General features: G+C 70.7%; 16 protein-coding genes. 7 read left to right on the forward strand and 9 right to left on the reverse strand.

The features are described 5' to 3' along the window. Positions 1-76 precede the first annotated feature (76 nt). The gene (locus P2T37_RS10860; protein ID WP_276233956.1) at positions 77-976 is read left to right on the forward strand and encodes a segregation and condensation protein A; all 900 of its coding nucleotides are present in this window, start codon (positions 77-79) and stop codon (positions 974-976) included. A gap of 3 nt (positions 977-979) precedes the next feature. On the opposite strand, the gene mtnP is transcribed toward P2T37_RS10860, so the two are convergent. Further along, entirely contained in the window at positions 980-1,831 is an 852-nt protein-coding gene (gene mtnP / locus P2T37_RS10865) for an S-methyl-5'-thioadenosine phosphorylase (RefSeq protein WP_276233957.1), read from the reverse strand. A gap of 90 nt (positions 1,832-1,921) precedes the next feature. Between mtnP and P2T37_RS10870 the strand changes: the two genes are divergently transcribed. Beyond that, complete coding sequence (locus tag P2T37_RS10870) at positions 1,922-2,620, forward strand: DUF547 domain-containing protein (protein WP_276233958.1); 699 nt, start codon at positions 1,922-1,924, stop codon at positions 2,618-2,620. Here the strand turns inward: P2T37_RS10870 and P2T37_RS10875 are convergent. Continuing rightward, complete coding sequence (locus tag P2T37_RS10875; protein WP_276233959.1) at positions 2,617-3,489, reverse strand: prenyltransferase; 873 nt, start codon at positions 3,487-3,489, stop codon at positions 2,617-2,619. The genes P2T37_RS10870 and P2T37_RS10875 overlap by 4 nt on opposite strands. Before the next feature lie 16 nt (positions 3,490-3,505). Beyond that, complete coding sequence (locus tag P2T37_RS10880; protein ID WP_276233960.1) at positions 3,506-4,198, reverse strand: phosphoribosyltransferase; 693 nt, start codon at positions 4,196-4,198, stop codon at positions 3,506-3,508. Between the two features lie 80 nt (positions 4,199-4,278). Here P2T37_RS10880 and P2T37_RS10885 point away from each other — a divergent pair, with 80 nt between their 5' ends. After that, positions 4,279-4,743 (forward strand): nucleoside deaminase, encoded by a 465-nt coding sequence (locus P2T37_RS10885; protein ID WP_276233961.1) that lies wholly within the window; start codon positions 4,279-4,281, stop codon positions 4,741-4,743. On the opposite strand, the gene P2T37_RS10890 is transcribed toward P2T37_RS10885, so the two are convergent. Next, complete coding sequence (locus tag P2T37_RS10890; protein ID WP_276233962.1) at positions 4,740-6,548, reverse strand: PAS domain S-box protein; 1,809 nt, start codon at positions 6,546-6,548, stop codon at positions 4,740-4,742. The genes P2T37_RS10885 and P2T37_RS10890 overlap by 4 nt on opposite strands. Before the next feature lie 89 nt (positions 6,549-6,637). Between P2T37_RS10890 and P2T37_RS10895 the strand changes: the two genes are divergently transcribed. Both P2T37_RS10895 and ppsA read left to right on the forward strand, forming a co-directional pair. Then, positions 6,638-7,561, forward strand: coding sequence for a PhzF family phenazine biosynthesis protein (locus P2T37_RS10895; RefSeq protein WP_276233963.1), 924 nt, complete (start codon positions 6,638-6,640; stop codon positions 7,559-7,561). 129 nt (positions 7,562-7,690) lie between these two features. Then, complete coding sequence (ppsA, locus tag P2T37_RS10900; protein ID WP_276233964.1) at positions 7,691-9,973, forward strand: phosphoenolpyruvate synthase; 2,283 nt, start codon at positions 7,691-7,693, stop codon at positions 9,971-9,973. A gap of 115 nt (positions 9,974-10,088) precedes the next feature. Here ppsA and P2T37_RS10905 read toward each other — a convergent pair whose 3' ends face one another. The 4 genes from P2T37_RS10905 to P2T37_RS10920 form a co-directional block, all read right to left on the reverse strand. Further along, complete coding sequence (locus P2T37_RS10905) at positions 10,089-10,922, reverse strand: aldo/keto reductase (RefSeq protein ID WP_276233965.1); 834 nt, start codon at positions 10,920-10,922, stop codon at positions 10,089-10,091. Between the two features lie 51 nt (positions 10,923-10,973). Continuing rightward, positions 10,974-12,248, reverse strand: a complete 1,275-nt coding sequence (locus tag P2T37_RS10910; protein WP_276233966.1) for a digeranylgeranylglycerophospholipid reductase — start codon at positions 12,246-12,248, stop codon at positions 10,974-10,976. 122 nt (positions 12,249-12,370) lie between these two features. After that, positions 12,371-13,237, reverse strand: a complete 867-nt coding sequence (locus P2T37_RS10915) for a 2-oxoacid:ferredoxin oxidoreductase subunit beta (RefSeq protein ID WP_276233967.1) — start codon at positions 13,235-13,237, stop codon at positions 12,371-12,373. Further along, the gene (locus P2T37_RS10920; protein ID WP_276233968.1) at positions 13,234-15,006 is read right to left on the reverse strand and encodes a 2-oxoacid:acceptor oxidoreductase subunit alpha; all 1,773 of its coding nucleotides are present in this window, start codon (positions 15,004-15,006) and stop codon (positions 13,234-13,236) included. Before P2T37_RS10920 ends, P2T37_RS10915 begins: the two co-directional genes overlap by 4 nt. A 208-nt stretch (positions 15,007-15,214) precedes the next feature. Here P2T37_RS10920 and P2T37_RS10925 point away from each other — a divergent pair, with 208 nt between their 5' ends. Then, positions 15,215-15,853 carry an FAD-dependent oxidoreductase gene (locus P2T37_RS10925; RefSeq protein WP_276233969.1) on the forward strand — a complete coding sequence of 213 codons (639 nt, stop codon included), beginning with the start codon at positions 15,215-15,217 and terminating at the stop codon, positions 15,851-15,853. A gap of 94 nt (positions 15,854-15,947) precedes the next feature. Next, complete coding sequence (locus P2T37_RS10930; protein WP_276233970.1) at positions 15,948-16,739, forward strand: NUDIX domain-containing protein; 792 nt, start codon at positions 15,948-15,950, stop codon at positions 16,737-16,739. Here the strand turns inward: P2T37_RS10930 and mce are convergent. Beyond that, entirely contained in the window at positions 16,730-17,116 is a 387-nt protein-coding gene (gene mce, locus P2T37_RS10935; protein ID WP_276233971.1) for a methylmalonyl-CoA epimerase, read from the reverse strand. The two genes, P2T37_RS10930 and mce, sit on opposite strands and share 10 nt — an antisense overlap. Positions 17,117-17,135 lie beyond the last annotated feature (19 nt).

Genomic DNA, 17,135 nt, shown 5'->3' on the forward strand with positions numbered 1-17,135 from the left:
GGACGCGACCGGCGGGACCGGCCCGGAACGCGCGAGCGGGCGACGCCCGCGAGCGGCCGACCGGAGGGGGCGAGCGATGAGCGACGACGACGTCCCGCTCAACATCGCGGGCCACGAGGCCGAGAAGCGCCGGCGCGAGGGCGACGACGGGGCGGACGACGTGCTCTCGGAGTTCGACGTGTCGAGCGACGACGAGGAGGTCGAGCCGGTCGAACTGCTCGTCCAGCTGGCGAAGGACGGCGAGATAGAGCCGTGGGACATCGACATCGTCCGCGTCACGGACGTCTTCCTCGACCGGCTGGACGAGGCGGACCTCCGGGCCGGCGGCCGGGCGCTCTTCTACGCCTCGGTCCTCCTCCGGATGAAGTCGGACGCGATGCTCGACGACGAGGAGCCGGAGCCGGACCCCTTCGAGGCGGAGCAGGCGTGGGACGAGTCGAACCCGGACCCGTTCGCCGCGCTGGAACGGGAGATGGACCGACGGCTCGACCGCAAACACGCCCGCGGCACGCCGCGGACGCTGGACGAACTCGTCCGGGAACTCCGCGAGCGCGAGCGCGAGACGGTGTGGAAGGAGTCGCGCAGCTACGACACCTCGGACTCGCCCGGCGGTTACGCGCGCGGCACGCAGACGCTCTCGTACCACGGCGGCGACGACTTCCGGATGGACGACGAGCCGCGCGAGGCGGACGCGCTCGGGACGGCCCACGACGAGCACATGGAGGACATCATCTCGGACGTGTACCTCGCGTGCCAACAGCAGTACGACAAGGGCCGCGACGAGGTGCTGTACGCCGAGATAGAGGGCGCGGGCGGCTCCCGCGTGGACACGTTCCTCGGCCTCCTCTTCCTAGCCCACCGCGGGCAGGTCCGCCTCCAGCAGGACGACCTGTTCGGCGACCTGTGGGTGCGCGACCCCGCGGCCGTGAACGACGGGGCGGAGGTCGCGGCCGACGGCGGCCGTCCGCAACAGTAGCCCTCAGAGGTAGTCGCCGACGAGCAGCTCCACGCGCTCGCGGACGTCCTCGGGGATGGCCTCCGTCGGCGTGTTGACGCTCCCCTCGACGGCGTGGCCGCAGTCGCACTCGCGGGCCTCGGGCATGTTCTCGACGGCCCGGCGAACGGTGGACTTGATGAACTCCTCGTTGGCCGCGGCGTTGTCGAGCACCTCCTGGAGGGTGACCTCGCTCTCCTCCTTCCAGACGTCGTAGTCGGTGACGCCGGCGACGGTCGCGTAGCAGAGTTCGGCCTCGCGGGCGAGCTTCGCCTCCGGTATCGCCGTCATCCCGATTATCTCGAAGCCCGACGCGCGGAAGTGCTCGGACTCGGCCTTCGTGGAGTACTGCGGCCCCTCGATGCAGACGTAAGTGCCGTCCTCGTGGACCTCGGCGTCGGAGGCCTCGCGGGCGCTCTCGGCGAGGTGCGACTTCATGTGCGGGCAGTACGGCTCCGCGAAGGGCATGTGAACGACACAGCCCTCGTCGAAGAACGTGTACTCCCGCTTCCGGGTGCGGTCGAATATCTGGTCGGGGACGACGAGCGTGCGCGGCGGGAGGTCCTCGCGGAGCGACCCGACGGCGTTCGACGCCAGCACGCGCTCGACGCCCAGTTCCTTCAGCGCGTAGATGTTCGCGCGGTACGGCGCCGTGGTCGGGGAGTACTGGTGGTCGCGGCCGTGGCGAGGGAGAAAGGCCACCCCCGTCCCGTCGGGCATCGCGCCCACGGTCACGGGCGCGGCCGGGTCGCCGTACGGCGTCGTCACGTCGTGTTCCTCGGTGTCCTCCAGCGGGAGCGAGTCGTAGATGCCGGACCCGCCGATGAAGCCTATCATGGCCGCGCTTCGCCGCGGCCCGAGGAAAACCCACCGAACCGGCACGCCCCCGCCGAAACCCCGAAGCCGCGTCGGCCCCTTCTCTCCGCCGTGACCGCCGACCCCGTCGCCGCCTCCGCCGACTGGCTCCGGGCCGTCCGCCGGGGCGGAACGGGTCGCGAACACGAGACGGCCCTGCGCGACTGGCCCCGCGGCGACCTGCGCGCGGCGCTCGACACGGACGATGCCCGTCTCGCCCTGTGGACGAACGTGTACAACGCCGCGGCCCAGTCGGTGCTGGCAGCCAGTCCCGAGGCGTACAGCGAGGGGCGCTCCGCCTTCTTCGGCGCGCCGATAGTGACGGTCGCGGGCCGGGACCTCTCGCTCGACGACGTGGAACACGGGCTGCTCCGTCGCTCGCACCCGAAGTGGACGCTCGGCTACGTCGCGAACCCCGTCGCCGGCGCGTACGAGCGGGCCTTCCGCGTCCGCGAGCGCGACCCGCGGGTCCACTTCGCGCTCAACTGCGGCGCGGCCGCGTGTCCTCCCGTCGCGGCGTACACCCGCGACGGCATCGACGCCGAACTCGACGCCGCGACCGCCTCGTACCTCGACACGGAGGTCGAGTACGATGCCGAGGGCGACGTGGCGCGCGTCCCGCGCCTCATGCTGTGGTTCCGCGGCGACTTCGGCGGCCGCGACGGGATACTCGCCATGCTCCGGGAGTTCGACGCGATACCCGCGGGCGCGAGTCCGCGCCTCCGCTACCGGGCGTACGACTGGTCGCTCGACGCGGGGAACTGGGGCTAGCCGACCCACAGCCACGCCGCGGTCTGTGCGACGGCGAGGACCACCATCGCCGCGACCGTCGGGAACGGCCGGCCGGGGAACGTCGCCGCGCCCCAGAGCAGGAGCGGCGCGGCCGACAGCGACGCCAGCGCCACCGTCGTCGGGACGGCCCCGCCCGCGAGCAGTAACAGACTCACGGCGGCGAGCAGGGCGACGAGGAGGTAGAGCCGCCGGATGCCCGCCGCCGAGAGCCGCACGGCGAGGGTGTCCTTCCCGACGGCCGCGTCCGCGCGCCGGTCGGGCCACTGCGTCGCGAGGAGGTTACAGAACACGACGAGCGCGAACGGGAGGACGGCGAGCGCGACGGCCGTGTCCGGGGAGGCAACGACGGCCGCGCCGTACAGCGGGAGGACGAGGCCGCCGAGCAGGCTGTTGTCGAGTTCGCCGAGGCCGCGCCGCGAGAGCGAGAGCGGCCCGACGCTGTACTGCCAGCCCAGCACCGCGATGCCGACGAGCAACGCGAGCGCGACGGGCGAGAGCGGTCCCGCGAGCCACCCGGCCGCCGCCGCGCCGACCCCGGCCGCGAGCGCGACGGCCCCCGCCCGGAGCAGGAACTCGCGGGGGAGGCCGGTGGCTTCGAGCGCGCCCGACCCGCCGGAGACGGGGGTTCTGTCGGTGAGCCGGTCCGTCTCGTGGTCGGCGTACTCGTTCGCGTAGTGGACGCTGACCGCGACCGGGAGCAGGACGAGCAGGCCGACGGCGGTCTCGGCCGGCGCGACGGTCGCCTCCATGCCGCGGGCGACGGCGACCCCGAGCGCGTAGACGGCGGCGATGAGGAGCAGTTGGGAGGGTCGGCTCGCGGCCCACAGCGCCCGGACGCGGCGGTTCACCGTCGGTTCGGGGGCGTCACGCGAGCCGCCACTCGCCGTGGCCCGCGGGCTCGACGACCTCGCGGCGCTCCATCTCCGAGAGCACCTCGCCGAGGCGGCCGGGCTGGGCTATCTCCATCTCGATGCGCTCCACCTCGTGGAACCGCGCGAGCGCGTCGCGGATGTCGCCGCGGGTGAACGTGTCGGCCTCGGCCTTCTCCATCACGCCCGAGGTGAGGTCTATCATGTCCTCGATGAAGTTCCACGGGTAGACGATCCACGCCCACTCGTCGAGTTCCTCGCCGACGTAGTCCGGCTCGAACTCGCTCGTTCCCAGCAACTGGAGCGTCGCGGTGCGGACCTCGCCCGGGTTCCGGTCGGTGACGTACTCGTGGGCGCGGCTGATGCTCCCGCCGGTGTCGGCGATGTCGTCGATGACGAGCACGTCCTTCCCCTCGACGCTCCCCTCGGGCATCGGGTAGCGGACCTGTGCGCCCTCGCTCTTCTGTGCCGTGCCGACGTAGTGTTCCATCTTCAGGCTCGTGAGGTCGTCCAGCCCGAGGAAGTCACAGAGACACCGCCCGGCGAACCAGCCGCCACGGGCCAGCGCCACGACCACGTCCGGCTCGAAGTCGGCGGCCTTCACCTGGTTCGAGACGCCCCGGCAGAGGTCGTAGATGTAGTCCCAGTTCGTCACCGTACACTTGAAATCGTCCGGGAGGTCGCTCATACCCCGGCGTCGGGTCCGAGCGGGGTTAAAGGGTGTTCGTTCGCCGCGGCGCTTTAGCCCCCGGCGGCCGAGGCCGGGGTATGGACCTCGACGCGCTCGACCACGAGCGGTACATGACCCGCGCGCTCGACCTCGCCCGGGAGGCCGCCGACCGCGGCGACGAGCCGTTCGGCTCGCTGCTCGTCCGCGACGGCGAGGTGGTGATGGAGGAGCGCAACGCCGTCAACACGGCCGACGACCTCCGGCGCCACCCGGAACTCACGCTGGCGAAGCGGGCCGCGAGCGAGTTCACCCGCGAGGAGTGTCGCGAGACGGTGATGTACACCAGCACGGAGCCGTGTGCGATGTGCTCGGGCGGCATCTACATCGCGAAACTGGCCGGGGTCGTGTACTCCGTGTCCGCCGAACACGCGGCGGAGGTGGCGGGCAACGACCTCGTGGTGCCGTCGGCGGAGATATTCGACCGCGGGAGCGCCGACGTGCGGACCGTCGGTCCCGTCCTGCCCGACGAGGGCGAGCGGGTCCACCGCGACTGCTGGGGCTAGTCGACGTCGAGCGCGGCCGGTCGCCCGGACGAGTCGGCGGCGGCGGCGGGCAGTTCGACCGTGACCGCGGCACCGTCGGCCCCGTCGGTGACCACCCGTCCCCCCGCGGCCGTGACGAGCCAGTTCGCCAGCCAGAGGCCGAGGCCCTGCCCGTGTCGGAGGGCCGTCTCGTTCCCGGAGGTGAGCACGTCGCGCTCCATCTCCGGGAGCCCGCCGCCCGAGTCCACGACGTCGATGAAGACGGTGTCGCCGTCGCGCCGCACGTCGAACCGGAGGGGGCCGTCGGTGTGTTCGAGGCCGTTCTCGCCGAGTTCGCGGAGCGCCCGCTCCACGTCCGACGTGGCCAGCGCGCTCGCCTTCCCGCCCGTGACCTCGACGGTGCGGTCCGGGAACGCCTCGCGGAGCGACTCGGCGGCGCCCGCCGCGAGCGCGGAGACCTCGACCGGGTGGGGGTCGATATCGCGGGCGGCCACGGTGTCGAGCTCGCGCGCCTTCTCGCCGGTCTCGGCGAGCGAGGACGCGGTCTCCTCGATGGTCCCGGCGACGTCCGCCTCCCGACCGTCGAGGGACCCGGCCAGCAGGTCGGCGTGGCCCGCGATGACGGTGAGGTCGTTGCTGAGGTTGTGTCTGAGGACGCGGTTCATCACGGAGAACAGCGTCTCGCGGCTCCGGTGTTCCGTCACGTCGCGGTGGAACCCGACGTAGTGGGTCACCCCCCCGTCGTCGTCGCGCACCGGGGCGAGGCTCACCCGGTCCCAGTACGGCGTCCCGTCCGCCCGGTAGTTCAGCACGTCCACTTCGGCCCGCTCCCCCGCGGCCATCGCCGCCTCCAGCCGCTCGACCGTCTCCTCGTCGGTGTCGGGTCCCCGGAGGAAGGCGCCGAACGACCCGAGCACCCGGTCGCGGTCGTAGCCGGTCATCTCGAGGAACGCGTCGTTGGCGTAGCGGGTCGGCCAGCCGCCGTCGTCGTCGCGGCGCGCGATGGTGATGCCGACGTTCGCGGCCGCGAGCGCCCGGTCCTTCACCCGGAGTTCCCGCACGCGCCGCTTCCGCTCGTCGATGTCGCGCACGACCGCGAGCACGCGCTCTTCGCCGCCGATGACGGCCGGCCGGAGGCTCACCTCCGCCCAGTACCGCTCCCCGTCCGGACGCTCGTTCCGCCACTCGAACGTGACGCCGTCCTCGGCGAGCGCCCGGTCGATGTACTCGCGGGCGCGCTCGTCGGTGTATCCCTCCTCCGCGACGGAGAACGTGCCGGGGCTCATCCCGATCAGTTCCTCGACGGGGTAGCCGTACAGTTCGGCCGCGCGCTCGTTCGCGTCGAGTATCTCCGTGCCGTCGGCCGCGTGGACCAGCACGGCGTCGTTGACGCCCTCGAACACCTCCCGGTAGCTCCGGCGGTTGTGCGCGCGCTCGCGGTTGCGCGCCGCCCGTCGCCGGTCGAAGTGGACGACGACCGCGCCCGCGGCGGCCCCGACGGCCACGGTCCCGAGTACCTCGAACGGGAGCGTCACGGCCCCGAGCGCGAGCGAGACGGTGTACGACCAGACGACGTCCACGGCCGCCGCGCCGACGAGCACACACAGCCAGCCGATGGACCGCCAGGAGCGGTGGTCCGTGGCCCACCTGCGCTGGTAGACGCCGGCGACGACGAGGCCGCCCCCGACCACGAGCGAGAGCGCACCTTGCGCGAGCGAGGAGGCGAGCGGGTCCGGGTCCCCCACGGCGAACCCTATCGTCACGCCCACGAGCACTGCGCCGCTCCCGGCGAGGACGAGCGAGTACGGCGGCGGGTCGCGGACCATTGCTTCGCGGGGAGTTCGATTCTACGGAATTAAATCTACGGGCTCCGACACGGCGACACCCTTTCGGTACCCGGCGCCGCAGTGGCCCCATGGAGACACGCCGCGCCCTCCTCGTCGACGCGTTCGCCGACGAGCCGCTGCACGGGAACGCTGCCGGGGTCGTCCCGAACGCCGACGGCCTGAGCGACGAACAGATGGCGGCGATAGCGCGGGAACTCGGCGCGTCCGAGACGGCGTTCCTGCTGTCGAGCGACGAGGCCGACCGCCGACTCCGCTACTTCTCGCCGACGACCGAGGTGGACCTCTGTGGACACGCCACGGTCGCGAGCCACGTCGTCCTCGCGGAGATGGGAATCGAGGCGGCCGAAATCGCCGCCGGCGACTACACCGTCGAGACGAACGTGGGCGTCCTCGACGTGGAGGTCGACGGCGAGACGGTGTGGATGACGCAGAACGCCCCGGAGATACGCGAACTCGACCTCGACTACGAACCGGTCGCGGCGGCGCTCGGCGTCCGCGAGACGGCGCTGTCCGGGCTGGGCGCGGACCTGCCGCTCGCTCGCGCCTCGACGGGCCTCCCCTTCCTGATGGTCCCCGTCGAGTACCTCTCGGACCTGAGCGGGATGGCCCCCGACACGGACGCGATAGCGGCGCTCGCGGACGAACACGACTGTGCCGGCCTCTACGCATTCACGTTCGACACCCTGGAGTCGGAGTCCACGCTGCACGGCCGGTGTTTCGTCCCCGGGCTGGGTATCGACGAGGACCCCGTGACGGGGACGGCCTCGGGCGCCTGCGGCGCGTACCTCGACCGCTTCGGGGCGTTCGACCCGACCCCGGAGGTGATGACCTTCGAGCAGGGCCACTTCCTCGACCGCGACGGCCTCGTCCGCGTGGCGGCGAGCCGAGCGACCACCGAGGGCGTCGTCCGCGTGGGCGGCACCGCCTCGGTCGCGCTCGACGGGGAGGTCGCAATCCCCGACTTCGAGTCGGACGACATCGTCGAGGCCTGAGGGGGCCGTTCAGGCGGGTCAGCGCCGGGGCGACCCCCTGTGGACGACTCGCGTGCGAGTGTCCGGTGTTCGCCGCGATAGGCCCCGCATCCGAACGACCTAAGGTGTGAGGCGGAAAACCGCCGTGTAATGACACAGCGCGCGGAGGGACCCGTACTGTGGCTCGACGATATCGGGTCGGACGACCTCGGGGCCGTCGGCGGCAAGGGCGCGTCGCTCGGCGAGATGACGGGTGCGGGACTTCCGGTGCCGCCCGGGTTCGTCGTCACGGCGGGGAGCTACCGCACGTTCATCGAGGAGACCGGCATCGCCGAGGATCTGTTCGAGGCGGTGGCGGTCGACACCGACGACTCGGCCGCCCTCGCCCGCGCCGAGGCGCGCGCCGAGGAACTCATCCTCGGCACGGAGATGCCCGAGGAGATGCGGCAGGGCATCGTCGACGCGTACGCCGACCTCGACGACGGCAACGCCTTCGTCGCCGTCCGCTCCTCCGCCACCGCGGAGGACCTGCCCGACGCCTCCTTCGCGGGGCAACAGGAGACGTTCCTCAACGTGCAGGGCGAGGCGCTCGTCGAGCGCATCAAGGAGTGCTGGGCCTCGCTGTTCACCCAGCGCGCCATCTACTACCGCGGCGAGCAGGGATTCGACGACCGGAACGTGGACATCGCCGTCGTCGTCCAGCGGATGGTCGACGCCGACAAGTCCGGCGTGATGTTCACCTCCCACCCCTCGACGGGCGAGCCGAAGATCATCATCGAGGCCGCGTGGGGGCTCGGCGAGGCCGTCGTCTCCGGCTCCGTCTCCCCCGACAACTACGTCGTGGACCGCGAGACGGGCGAGACCGTCGAGACCACCGTCGCGGAGAAGAAGGTGATGATGGAGAAGGACGCCGAGACGGGCGAGACCGTCGAGCGCGAGGTTCCCGAGGACAAGCGCGAGGCGGTCGTCCTCGACGACGACGAGATCGCGAAGCTCGTCGAACTCGGCCGCCGTGCCGAGGAGCACTACGACGCCCCGCAGGACGTCGAGTGGGCCATCGTCGGCGACGACGTGTACATGCTCCAGTCGCGGCCCATCACGACCATCTCGGAGTCGTCCGCGGAGGCCGCGACGGCCGACGGCGGCGACGACGAGGGTGAGGTGCTCGTGCGCGGGCTCGGCGCGTCGCCCGGCGTCGCCGCCGGCCCCGTCCGCATCGTCCGCAAGCTCGACCAGCTCGACAAGGTCGGGGAGGGCGACGTCATCGTCACCGAGATGACGACCCCCGACATGGTGCCGGCGATGAAGCGCGCCTCCGGTATCGTCACCGACGAGGGCGGGATGACCTCCCACGCCGCCATCGTCTCCCGGGAACTCGGCGTCCCCGCCGTCGTCGGCGCGGGCACCGCGACCGAGGCGCTCTCGGACGGCCAGGAGATAACCATCGACGGCGACAAGGGCACCGTCGTCGCCGGCCTCCGCGAGAAGGAGGCGAAGACCGAGGAGGAGGACCACGCCGACGTGCGCCCGCAGAACCCCGTCAAGCCGATGACAGCGACCGAGGTGAAGGTGAACGTCTCCATCCCCGAGGCCGCCCACCGCGCCGCACAGACCGGCGCCGACGGCGTCGGCCTCCTGCGGATGGAGCACATGATACTCTCGACGAACAAGACGCCCGAGCGCTACATCGCCGACCACGGCGAGGAGGCGTACGTCGAGGAGATCGTCGAGGGCGTGCGCGGCGTCGCCGACGAGTTCTACCCGCGGCCGGTCCGCGTGCGCACGCTCGACGCGCCGACCGACGAGTTCCGACAGCTGGAGGGCGGCGGCGACGAGCCGAAGGAGCACAACCCGATGCTCGGCTACCGGGGCATCCGACGCTCGCTCGACCGGCCGGACACGTTCGCCCACGAACTGGAGGCGTTCCGCCGCCTGTTCGAGATGGGCTACGACAACGTCGAGGTGATGTTCCCGCTCGTCAACGACGCGGAGGACGTCATCCGCGCCCGGAACCTGCTGGAGGACGCGGGCGTCGACCCCGAGAAGCGCCGCTGGGGCGTGATGATAGAGACGCCCGCCTCGGCGCTCACCGTCGAGTCGATGTGCGAGGCCGGTATCGACTTCGCCTCCTTCGGGACGAACGACCTGACGCAGTACACGCTCGCGGTGGACCGCAACAACGAGAACGTCGCGGACCGCTTCGACGAACTCCACCCCGGCGTGCTCGCGCTCATCGGCGAGGTCATCGAGACGTGCCGCGAGCACGACGTGGCGACGAGCATCTGCGGGCAGGCCGGCTCGAAGCCCGAGATGGTCCGGTTCCTCGTCAACGAGGGCGTCTCCTCCATCTCCGCGAACATCGACGCCGTACGCGACGTGCAACACGAGGTCAAGCGCGTCGAGCAGAAACTGCTGCTCGACTCCGTTCGCTGAGGTCCGCTCCTCGTTCTCGTCGTTCCTCCCGCCCGTCGTTCCTTCTGCCCGCTACCCGACCCGAGCCGTTGGCTCGTGACCGTGTGACGAAACGCGGAGAACGAAACGCGCGCGCTCAGTTCCAGCTATCGGGGCCGAAGTCGGGGTGGACGCGCCGGTCGGTGCGGTCGATGGCGTCTATCTCTGCGACGTCCTCCTCGTCGAGTTCGACGCCGAGGCTCTCCCAGTTGTCGCGGATGTGGCCCTCGCTCGTCGCCTTCGGGATGGCGGTCACGTCCTTCTCGCGGAGCCACGCGAGCGACACCTGCGCCTCGCTGACGCCGTGTTTCTCCGCCACCTCGTTCAGCTCCGGCACGTCGAACACCTGCCCGCGGGCGAGCGGGGAGTAGGCGACGAGTTCGACGTTCGCGTCCGCGGCGTACTCGCGCAGTTCCTCCTGCTGGAGGAGCGGGTGCATCTCGACCTGGTTCGCGAACACGTCCCCGCCGAGCACCTCCTTCGCGTCGTCGACGTGGTGCGGCTCGAAGTTCGAGACGCCGATGCGACGCACCAGCCCGTCGTCCTTCAGTTCGCCGAGCGCGGGCAGGGTGTCGCCCGGCTCGTAGTCGCCGGCCGGCCAGTGGACGTACATCAGGTCCACGTAGTCGGTGCCGAGCTTCTCCAGGCTCTCCGCCGTGGACTCGACCACGTCGTCGTGCGCGAGCTGGTCTATCCACACCTTCGAGGCGAGGAAGACGTCCTCGCGGTCGACGTCCGCGGCGGCGATGCCGTCGCCGACGCCCTCCTCGTTGCCGTATATCTGGGCGGTGTCGACGTGGCGATACCCCATATCCAGGGCCGTGGCGACGGACTCCGCGACCTGTTCCTGGTCGTCGTTCTGCCAGGTGCCGAGCCCGAGCGCGGGCATGCCGTCGTGTACCGGAACCTCGTCGGACTGCTGGTGTGACATACGCCGGGGTACACGACGGCGGGGAAAACGGTTTGCGGTCGCGGCGGACGGTTACGACAGCGGGTTCCAGCGGCGGTACGGGTCGGAGACGCGGTTGCGCGCGAGCTTCGCGAGGTACGTCAGGTCGCCCGGTTCGAGCAGCCGGGCGATGGAGCGCAGGCTCCCGGTGTTGGCGTTCGACAGCGTGTCGTCCGGCAGCTTCCGCATCGTGCGGACGAACCGGTCGTACCGGTCGTTGTCGACGAGGTACAACAGCTCGGTCATGAGCAGGCGCTTCGACATGTTCGGGGCGACCCGCTCGTGCCACAGGTCGTCGTAGACGCTCATCTCCTCGGCGGAGGTGTCGCGGCTCGTGCCCGTCAGGCAGTGGTCGGCGGTGATGGCCGCCGCGCGGCCCGACTCCATCCCCTGGTGGATGCCCTCGCCCCACAGCGGGTCGATGGTCGGCACGGTGTCGCCGACGGCCATGAAGCCGTCCGTCGAGAGGTTCCCGGGCATCTGGATGTGTGCCGATCCCCGGAGGATGTGCTCGCCCTCCACGGCCTCCGCGCCCTCGAAGCGGGGGTCAGTCTCGCGCCAGTAGTCGAGGTAGTCGTCGATGCGCATGTCGTCGCGCGCGACCTCGTCGTGGCGCTCGTTCTGGATGTAGCAGACGCCGACCTTCGCCGTGTCGCCGCCGGTGTGGAATATCCACGAGTAGCCGCCCGGGGCGATGTCGTGGTCGAGCCGGAGCATCATCGCGCCGTTGAGGTCCGCGTACCCCTCGTGGTCGAGGTCCAGCCCTTCGAGCTTGTAGTCGATTCCGATGGCCTGGTTCGCGCGGTGGAGGTCCACTACGTCGAGCTGTTTGGCGAGGGGTGCGCTCGGCCCCGTCGCGTCCACGACGATGTCGGCGCGCACCTCCTCGGAGCCGGCGTACGTCACGCCGACGACGCGGCCGTCCTCGGTGATCGGCGCGTTCACCCGCGAGCCGAAGCGCACCTCGGCGCCGTTGTCGCGGGCTTCCTCGACGAGCCACCGCTTGAACGCCACGAAGTCGAGGACCGCGCCCGGCTGGTCCTGCTTGTAGTGGTCGTTCGGCGACTCGACGACGACGCTGTCGGTGAACTTCTCCACGAGGCGGTCGGGCACGCCGAACGCGCCCGTCATCCGCGGGAACGTCCCCGCGGTCGACTTGTTGCTCTGTCGCGGGAACTCGTCTTCGGCCTCGGTTTCGAGGAGGAGGACGTCGTAGTCGCGGGCGGCGAGGTCGCGGGCGCACTGCCCCCCGGCGGGCCCCGCGCCGGCGACGACGACGTCGAAGTGCTCGGTCTCGTCTCCGCTCATAGGGGATACGCGGGTTCCCGCTTATCAGTCGTTTCGGTTGTGTGTCCGGACGGGACCGCGGTGGGGGGGCCGCGGGTGCCGTGGCTATCGGCCGCGGAGAACAGAAAAAAGGAACCGCGGCCTCAGTAGAACTCGCGCACGAGGTCCATCGCGTCCTCGGGCGGGGTGTCGTCGATGTCGGCCATGTTGCCCTCGACGCCCTCGCGCTGCTCGTAGGGCACCGAGCTCTCGTCCTGGTACAGGACGCCCTGGTACTCGGTGTCGCGGTCGAGTATCTTCTCCTTGGCGGCGTCGTAGTCGGAGGCGTCGTGGTCGGACTCGCCGACGTCCTGCAGCGAGTCGCGGAAGTAGTCGTACGTGTCCACGTCGTTGAACGTGACGCACGGCGAGAACACGTTCACGAAGCCGAAGCCGTCGTGTTCGACGGCCTGCTGGACGATCTCCGCGTGACGCTGGGCGTCCGACGAGAACGACTGCGCGATGAACGTCCCGCCCGCGGCGAGCGCGAGCGCCAGCGGGTTCACCGGCTGCTGGTGGGTCCCGTCCGGCGACGTGGAGGTCTCGAAGTCCTCGCGGCTGGTGGGCGAGAACTGCCCCTTCGTCAGCCCGTAGATGCGGTTGTCCATGACGACGTACGTCATGTCGACGTTCCGGCGCACGGCGTGGACGAAGTGGCCCGCGCCGATGGAGTAGCCGTCACCGTCGCCGCCCGCGACCATCACTTCGAGGTCGGGGTTGGCCATCTTCACGCCCGTGCCGACCGGGAGCGCGCGCCCGTGGACGCCGTGGAGCGCGTAGCTGTGCATGTAGGTGCCTATCTTGCCCGAACAGCCGATGCCGGCGACGACGAACGTGTTGTCGGGGTCGTTGCCCGTGTTCGCGAGCGCCTTCATCATGCCGTTCATGGTGCCGAAGTCGCCGCACCCGGGACACCACGTGGGCTGTTTGTCCGACTTGAAATCGACGAATCTGACGTTCTCTGAGCTCATTCTGCTTCCACCTCCGTCTCGCCGGCGATACCGAACGCGTCGGTGAGGTCCTCGGCGAGTTCGTCCGCCTTGAAGCGGACGCCGTTGTACTTGTTCACCCGCTTCACCCGCTGGAGCGTGTCGTGTTCGAGCACGTCCGCCCACTGGCCCGTCGCGTTACACTCCACGACGACCACGTCGTCCGCGGCCTCGAACTCCTCGGTGAGGTCCGGCCGCGGGAAGATGTAGGGGACCGAGAGCACGCGCACGTCCACGCCCTCCTCGTCGAGGAGGTCGATGGCCTCGCGCAGCGCGCCCTCGTTCGAGCCCCACGAGACGACGAGGTTGCCCGACTCGGGGTCGCCGAACTCGCGGGGGCTCCAGTCCTCGCGCTCGCGGGCGGTCTCGACCTTCCGGTTGCGCTTGTCCACCTGCTCGATGCGCATGTCCGTGTCCTCCGTCCGCCGGCCGAGTTCGTCGTGTTCGAGGCCCGTGGACATGTGCGCGCCGCCGTCCGTGCCGGGGAACGCGCGCGGCGAGACGCCGTCGTCGGTGAGCGCGTGGGGCTTGAACTGCCCCGAGTCGTTCTGCCACTCGCCGATGGTGTCGTCGTCGACGACCTTGCCGCGGTTTATCTCGACCTCGTCCATGTCGAACGTCTCCGGCGGGAACGTCTGCTCGGTGACCGCCATCGCGAGGTCCGAGAGGACGAACACGGGGGTCTGGTACTGCTCGGCGAGGTTGAACGCCTCGACGGTCTTCCAGAAACACTCGGAGACGGAGGTCGGCGCGACGACGAAGCGGGGTATCTCGCCGTGGCCGCCGTACAGCGCCATGTTGAGGTCGCCCTGCTCCTGCTTCGTCGGCATCCCGGTCGAGGGGCCCGAGCGCATCACGTCGGCGATGACGAGCGGCGTCTCCGAGGTGGCCACGAGCCCGAACGTCTCCGTCATCAGGTCGATGCCCGGCCCGGAGGTCGCGGTCATCGAGCGCGCGCCGGCGCGGGCCGCGCCCAGCGCCATGTTGATGGCGGAGAGCTCGTCCTCGGCCTGCACGACCTTGCCGCCGTAGCGGTCGATGCGGCCCGTCAGATAGGTCATCACGTCCGTCGCGGGCGTGATGGGGTAGCCGGCGTAGAAGCGACAGCCGGCGGCGATGGCGCCCATCCCGATGGCCTCGTCGCCGTTGAGAAGCACGTAGTCCGCGTCCGTGGTCTCCAGCTCGTAGGGGGTGTCGAGGTCGTACTCCTCCTGCACGTAGTCCTGTCCCGCCAGGGCGGCGGCCCTGTTGTTCTCGACGATGGCCTCGCCCTTCCCGCCGAAGCGCTTCTCCAGCGCCTCGTCGAGGTTCTCGATAGGGAAGTCGGCCACCTCACACGCCGCGCCGAGCGCGACGATGTTGCGCATGATGGCGCCCCCGGCCTCCTCGGCCAGCCGCTTGAGGGGGACGTCGAGGCCGATCATCCCGTCCGGGGCCTCGAAGTCGGACATCATCGTGCGCTCGCCGTCGTAGATGATGACGGAGCCGTCGTGCAGTTCGTCCATGTTCTCCTCGACGGTGCGCTCGGTCAGCGCGATGAGGATGTCGAGGCGGTCGACGACGCTCTCGACGCGCTCGACGGACGTGCGAACCTTGTAGGCAGTGTACCCGCCGCGGATACGGGAGGCGAAGTCCTTCGACGTGAAGACGTGCCGGCCCGCTCGCGAGAGGGCCTGGGCGAAGATCTTCCCGGTGGAGTCGATCCCATCGCCGGCTTCGCCGCCGATGGCCCAGTTGAGGTCCTCTGGCATACTGTATCGCGCTTCCATCCGACGCACGTTAAGGCTTCTGAATACACCATCCTCGCCCGATTTGCGGCGGCGAACGTCCGGATAGTTTGCCGGTTTCGGCCGCCCGCTCGACGTTCGTCCAGCGCGAGCGAGCGACGCGGCGTCGCCCGCCGCCGAACCGCGCCGCCGCGACCGAAAGGGCCTTTCGCGCCCCGCGGCTTCCCCGCGTATGGAGCCCGCAGAGACCACGGTCCGTGCCGTCCGCGACGTCGGCCCGGACACGGTCGCCATCGACCTCGCCTCGCCGGCCGGCTTCGCCGCCGAACCCGGCCAGTTCGTGAAGCTCACCGCCGTCCTCGACGGGGAGGAGGAGTCCCGCTTCTACACCGTCTCCTCGCCGGAGACCGACGACGCGTTCGAACTCACCGTCTCGTACGACGCCGACGAGGCCGGCGGGTTCTCCGAGTACCTGCTCGCCCTCGACGCCGGCGACGCCGTCACCGTGACCGGCCCGTTCGGCCGGGACTACTACGAGGGCGAGGCCCGGAGTCTGGTCCTCGCCGGCGGCCCCGGCGTCGGCCCGGCCGTCGCCATCGCCGAGCGCGCGCTCCGCGACGGCAACGAGGTGACCGTCGTCTATCGCGACGACGCCCCCGTCCACGAGGACCGCCTCGCCGCGGCCGCGAGCGCCGGCGCCGAGGTGTTCGTCCTCGGCGACGACGACGCCGTCCGGGAGGCCGTCGCCGACGCCTACGACGGTCAACAGCTGTTCGTCTACGGCTTCGCCGACTTCGTGGACCTCGCCGAGGCGTCCGTGACGGCCGCGGGCGGCGACCTCGACGGCGCGAAGGTCGAGAGCTTCGGCTGACCGCGTTCCTCGAAGGGGGCGCACGCCCGCCTCGCCCCGTCGTCCGGGCGACACAGGCCGCGGGGGTTTTACGCCCGCGATGCAACCCCCGGGTATGACCGACGACGACGACGAGCGACCGGAGGGCGACGCCGGCGACGCGCTCGGCGGCGAGTTCAACCTCGTTGAGGGCGAACCGGACTGGCTCGACGAGGACTTCGACCCCGACGAGGTTGAGGTCGAGACCGACGAGGCGGCGGGCACCGTCGCCGTCACCGTCGACGGCGAGCGGACGGAGTTCGACGCCGACGACCTCCCGTTCGACCCGCCGTGGAAGTACCAGGACGAGGAGTTCAGCCCGCGGATGCAGGCGCGCCTCGGGGCGAGCCGCGAGCTGAACCGGCTGCGCGAGCGGTTCGGCACCTACCAGCTCGCGGAGGAACGTACCATCCGTCCGCCCGAACTGTACGAGGGCGGCCTGGAGATCGTCGAGGAGTACGGCAAGCTGGCCGACGCGGGCGCCATCGTCCGCAACGACGAGGGGCAGGTCCTCCTCGTGCGCCACCCCGAGGTGGAAGGGTGGGGCCACCCGAGCGGGATGTACGAGGGCGAGGACTCGCTCGTGGAGACGGCCCGCCGCGAGGTCCGGGCCGCGACCGGCCTCGACGCCGACGTGACCGGCTTCTGTTTCGTCCGCGAGAAACACATCGTCCGCGAGGTGGAACGCGACGTGGAGCCGGGCGACCTCCTGCCGCCGTCGTTCCCGATGGTGACCGTGATATTCACGGCCGAGGCGTCGGGGGACATCGAGGTGCCCGAGGACGCGCCGGTCACCGACGCGCGGTGGTTCGACGAGCCCCCGGAGGACACCGAGGAGTTCACCGCCGCGCTGGCGAATCAGTGCTGAACGAACTCGACGAGGACGCCGCCGGTCGATTTCGGGTGACAGAAGGCCACGTCGTGGCCCCACGCCCCTTCGCGCGGCTCCTCGTCGATGAGGTCGACGCCGCGGTCCCGCGCCCGTTCTAGGGCCGCGTCGATGTCCTCCGTCGCGAACGCGAGGTGGTGGATGCCCGGTCCGTTCGCGTCGAGGTAGCGCGCTATCGCCCCTTCCTCCCCGGTCGGCTCCAGCAGTTCGAGGTAGCCGTTCCCGAGATCGAGGAAGACCAGCTTCATGCCGTCGAACAGTTCCTCGTGGACGACCTCGCAGTCGAGCAGGTCCTCGAACAGGAACACGAGCGAGTCGGCCTCCGTCGTCGCGATACCGGCGTGGTCGAAGTGCATGGGAGCGCTTCGCGGCCAC

The organism is Halosegnis marinus (genome assembly GCF_029338355.1).
Taxonomy (GTDB): domain Archaea; phylum Halobacteriota; class Halobacteria; order Halobacteriales; family Haloarculaceae; genus Halosegnis; species Halosegnis marinus.

What these genes read in the sequence shown, in the direction of transcription:
- P2T37_RS10925 (WP_276233969.1), top strand. Translation starts at nt 15,215, where the DNA reads ATGGAGCCCGCAGAGACCACGGTCCGTGCCGTCCGCGACGTCGGCCCG.
- P2T37_RS10895 (WP_276233963.1), top strand. Translation starts at nt 6,638, where the DNA reads ATGGAGACACGCCGCGCCCTCCTCGTCGACGCGTTCGCCGACGAGCCG.
- P2T37_RS10915 (WP_276233967.1), bottom strand. Translation starts at nt 13,237, where the DNA reads ATGAGCTCAGAGAACGTCAGATTCGTCGATTTCAAGTCGGACAAACAG.
- mce (WP_276233971.1), bottom strand. Translation starts at nt 17,116, where the DNA reads ATGCACTTCGACCACGCCGGTATCGCGACGACGGAGGCCGACTCGCTC.
- ppsA (WP_276233964.1), top strand. Translation starts at nt 7,691, where the DNA reads ATGACACAGCGCGCGGAGGGACCCGTACTGTGGCTCGACGATATCGGG.
- P2T37_RS10885 (WP_276233961.1), top strand. Translation starts at nt 4,279, where the DNA reads ATGGACCTCGACGCGCTCGACCACGAGCGGTACATGACCCGCGCGCTC.
- P2T37_RS10890 (WP_276233962.1), bottom strand. Translation starts at nt 6,548, where the DNA reads ATGGTCCGCGACCCGCCGCCGTACTCGCTCGTCCTCGCCGGGAGCGGC.
- P2T37_RS10910 (WP_276233966.1), bottom strand. Translation starts at nt 12,248, where the DNA reads ATGAGCGGAGACGAGACCGAGCACTTCGACGTCGTCGTCGCCGGCGCG.
- P2T37_RS10860 (WP_276233956.1), top strand. Translation starts at nt 77, where the DNA reads ATGAGCGACGACGACGTCCCGCTCAACATCGCGGGCCACGAGGCCGAG.
- mtnP (WP_276233957.1), bottom strand. Translation starts at nt 1,831, where the DNA reads ATGATAGGCTTCATCGGCGGGTCCGGCATCTACGACTCGCTCCCGCTG.
- P2T37_RS10930 (WP_276233970.1), top strand. Translation starts at nt 15,948, where the DNA reads ATGACCGACGACGACGACGAGCGACCGGAGGGCGACGCCGGCGACGCG.
- P2T37_RS10880 (WP_276233960.1), bottom strand. Translation starts at nt 4,198, where the DNA reads ATGAGCGACCTCCCGGACGATTTCAAGTGTACGGTGACGAACTGGGAC.
- P2T37_RS10920 (WP_276233968.1), bottom strand. Translation starts at nt 15,006, where the DNA reads ATGCCAGAGGACCTCAACTGGGCCATCGGCGGCGAAGCCGGCGATGGG.
- P2T37_RS10905 (WP_276233965.1), bottom strand. Translation starts at nt 10,922, where the DNA reads ATGTCACACCAGCAGTCCGACGAGGTTCCGGTACACGACGGCATGCCC.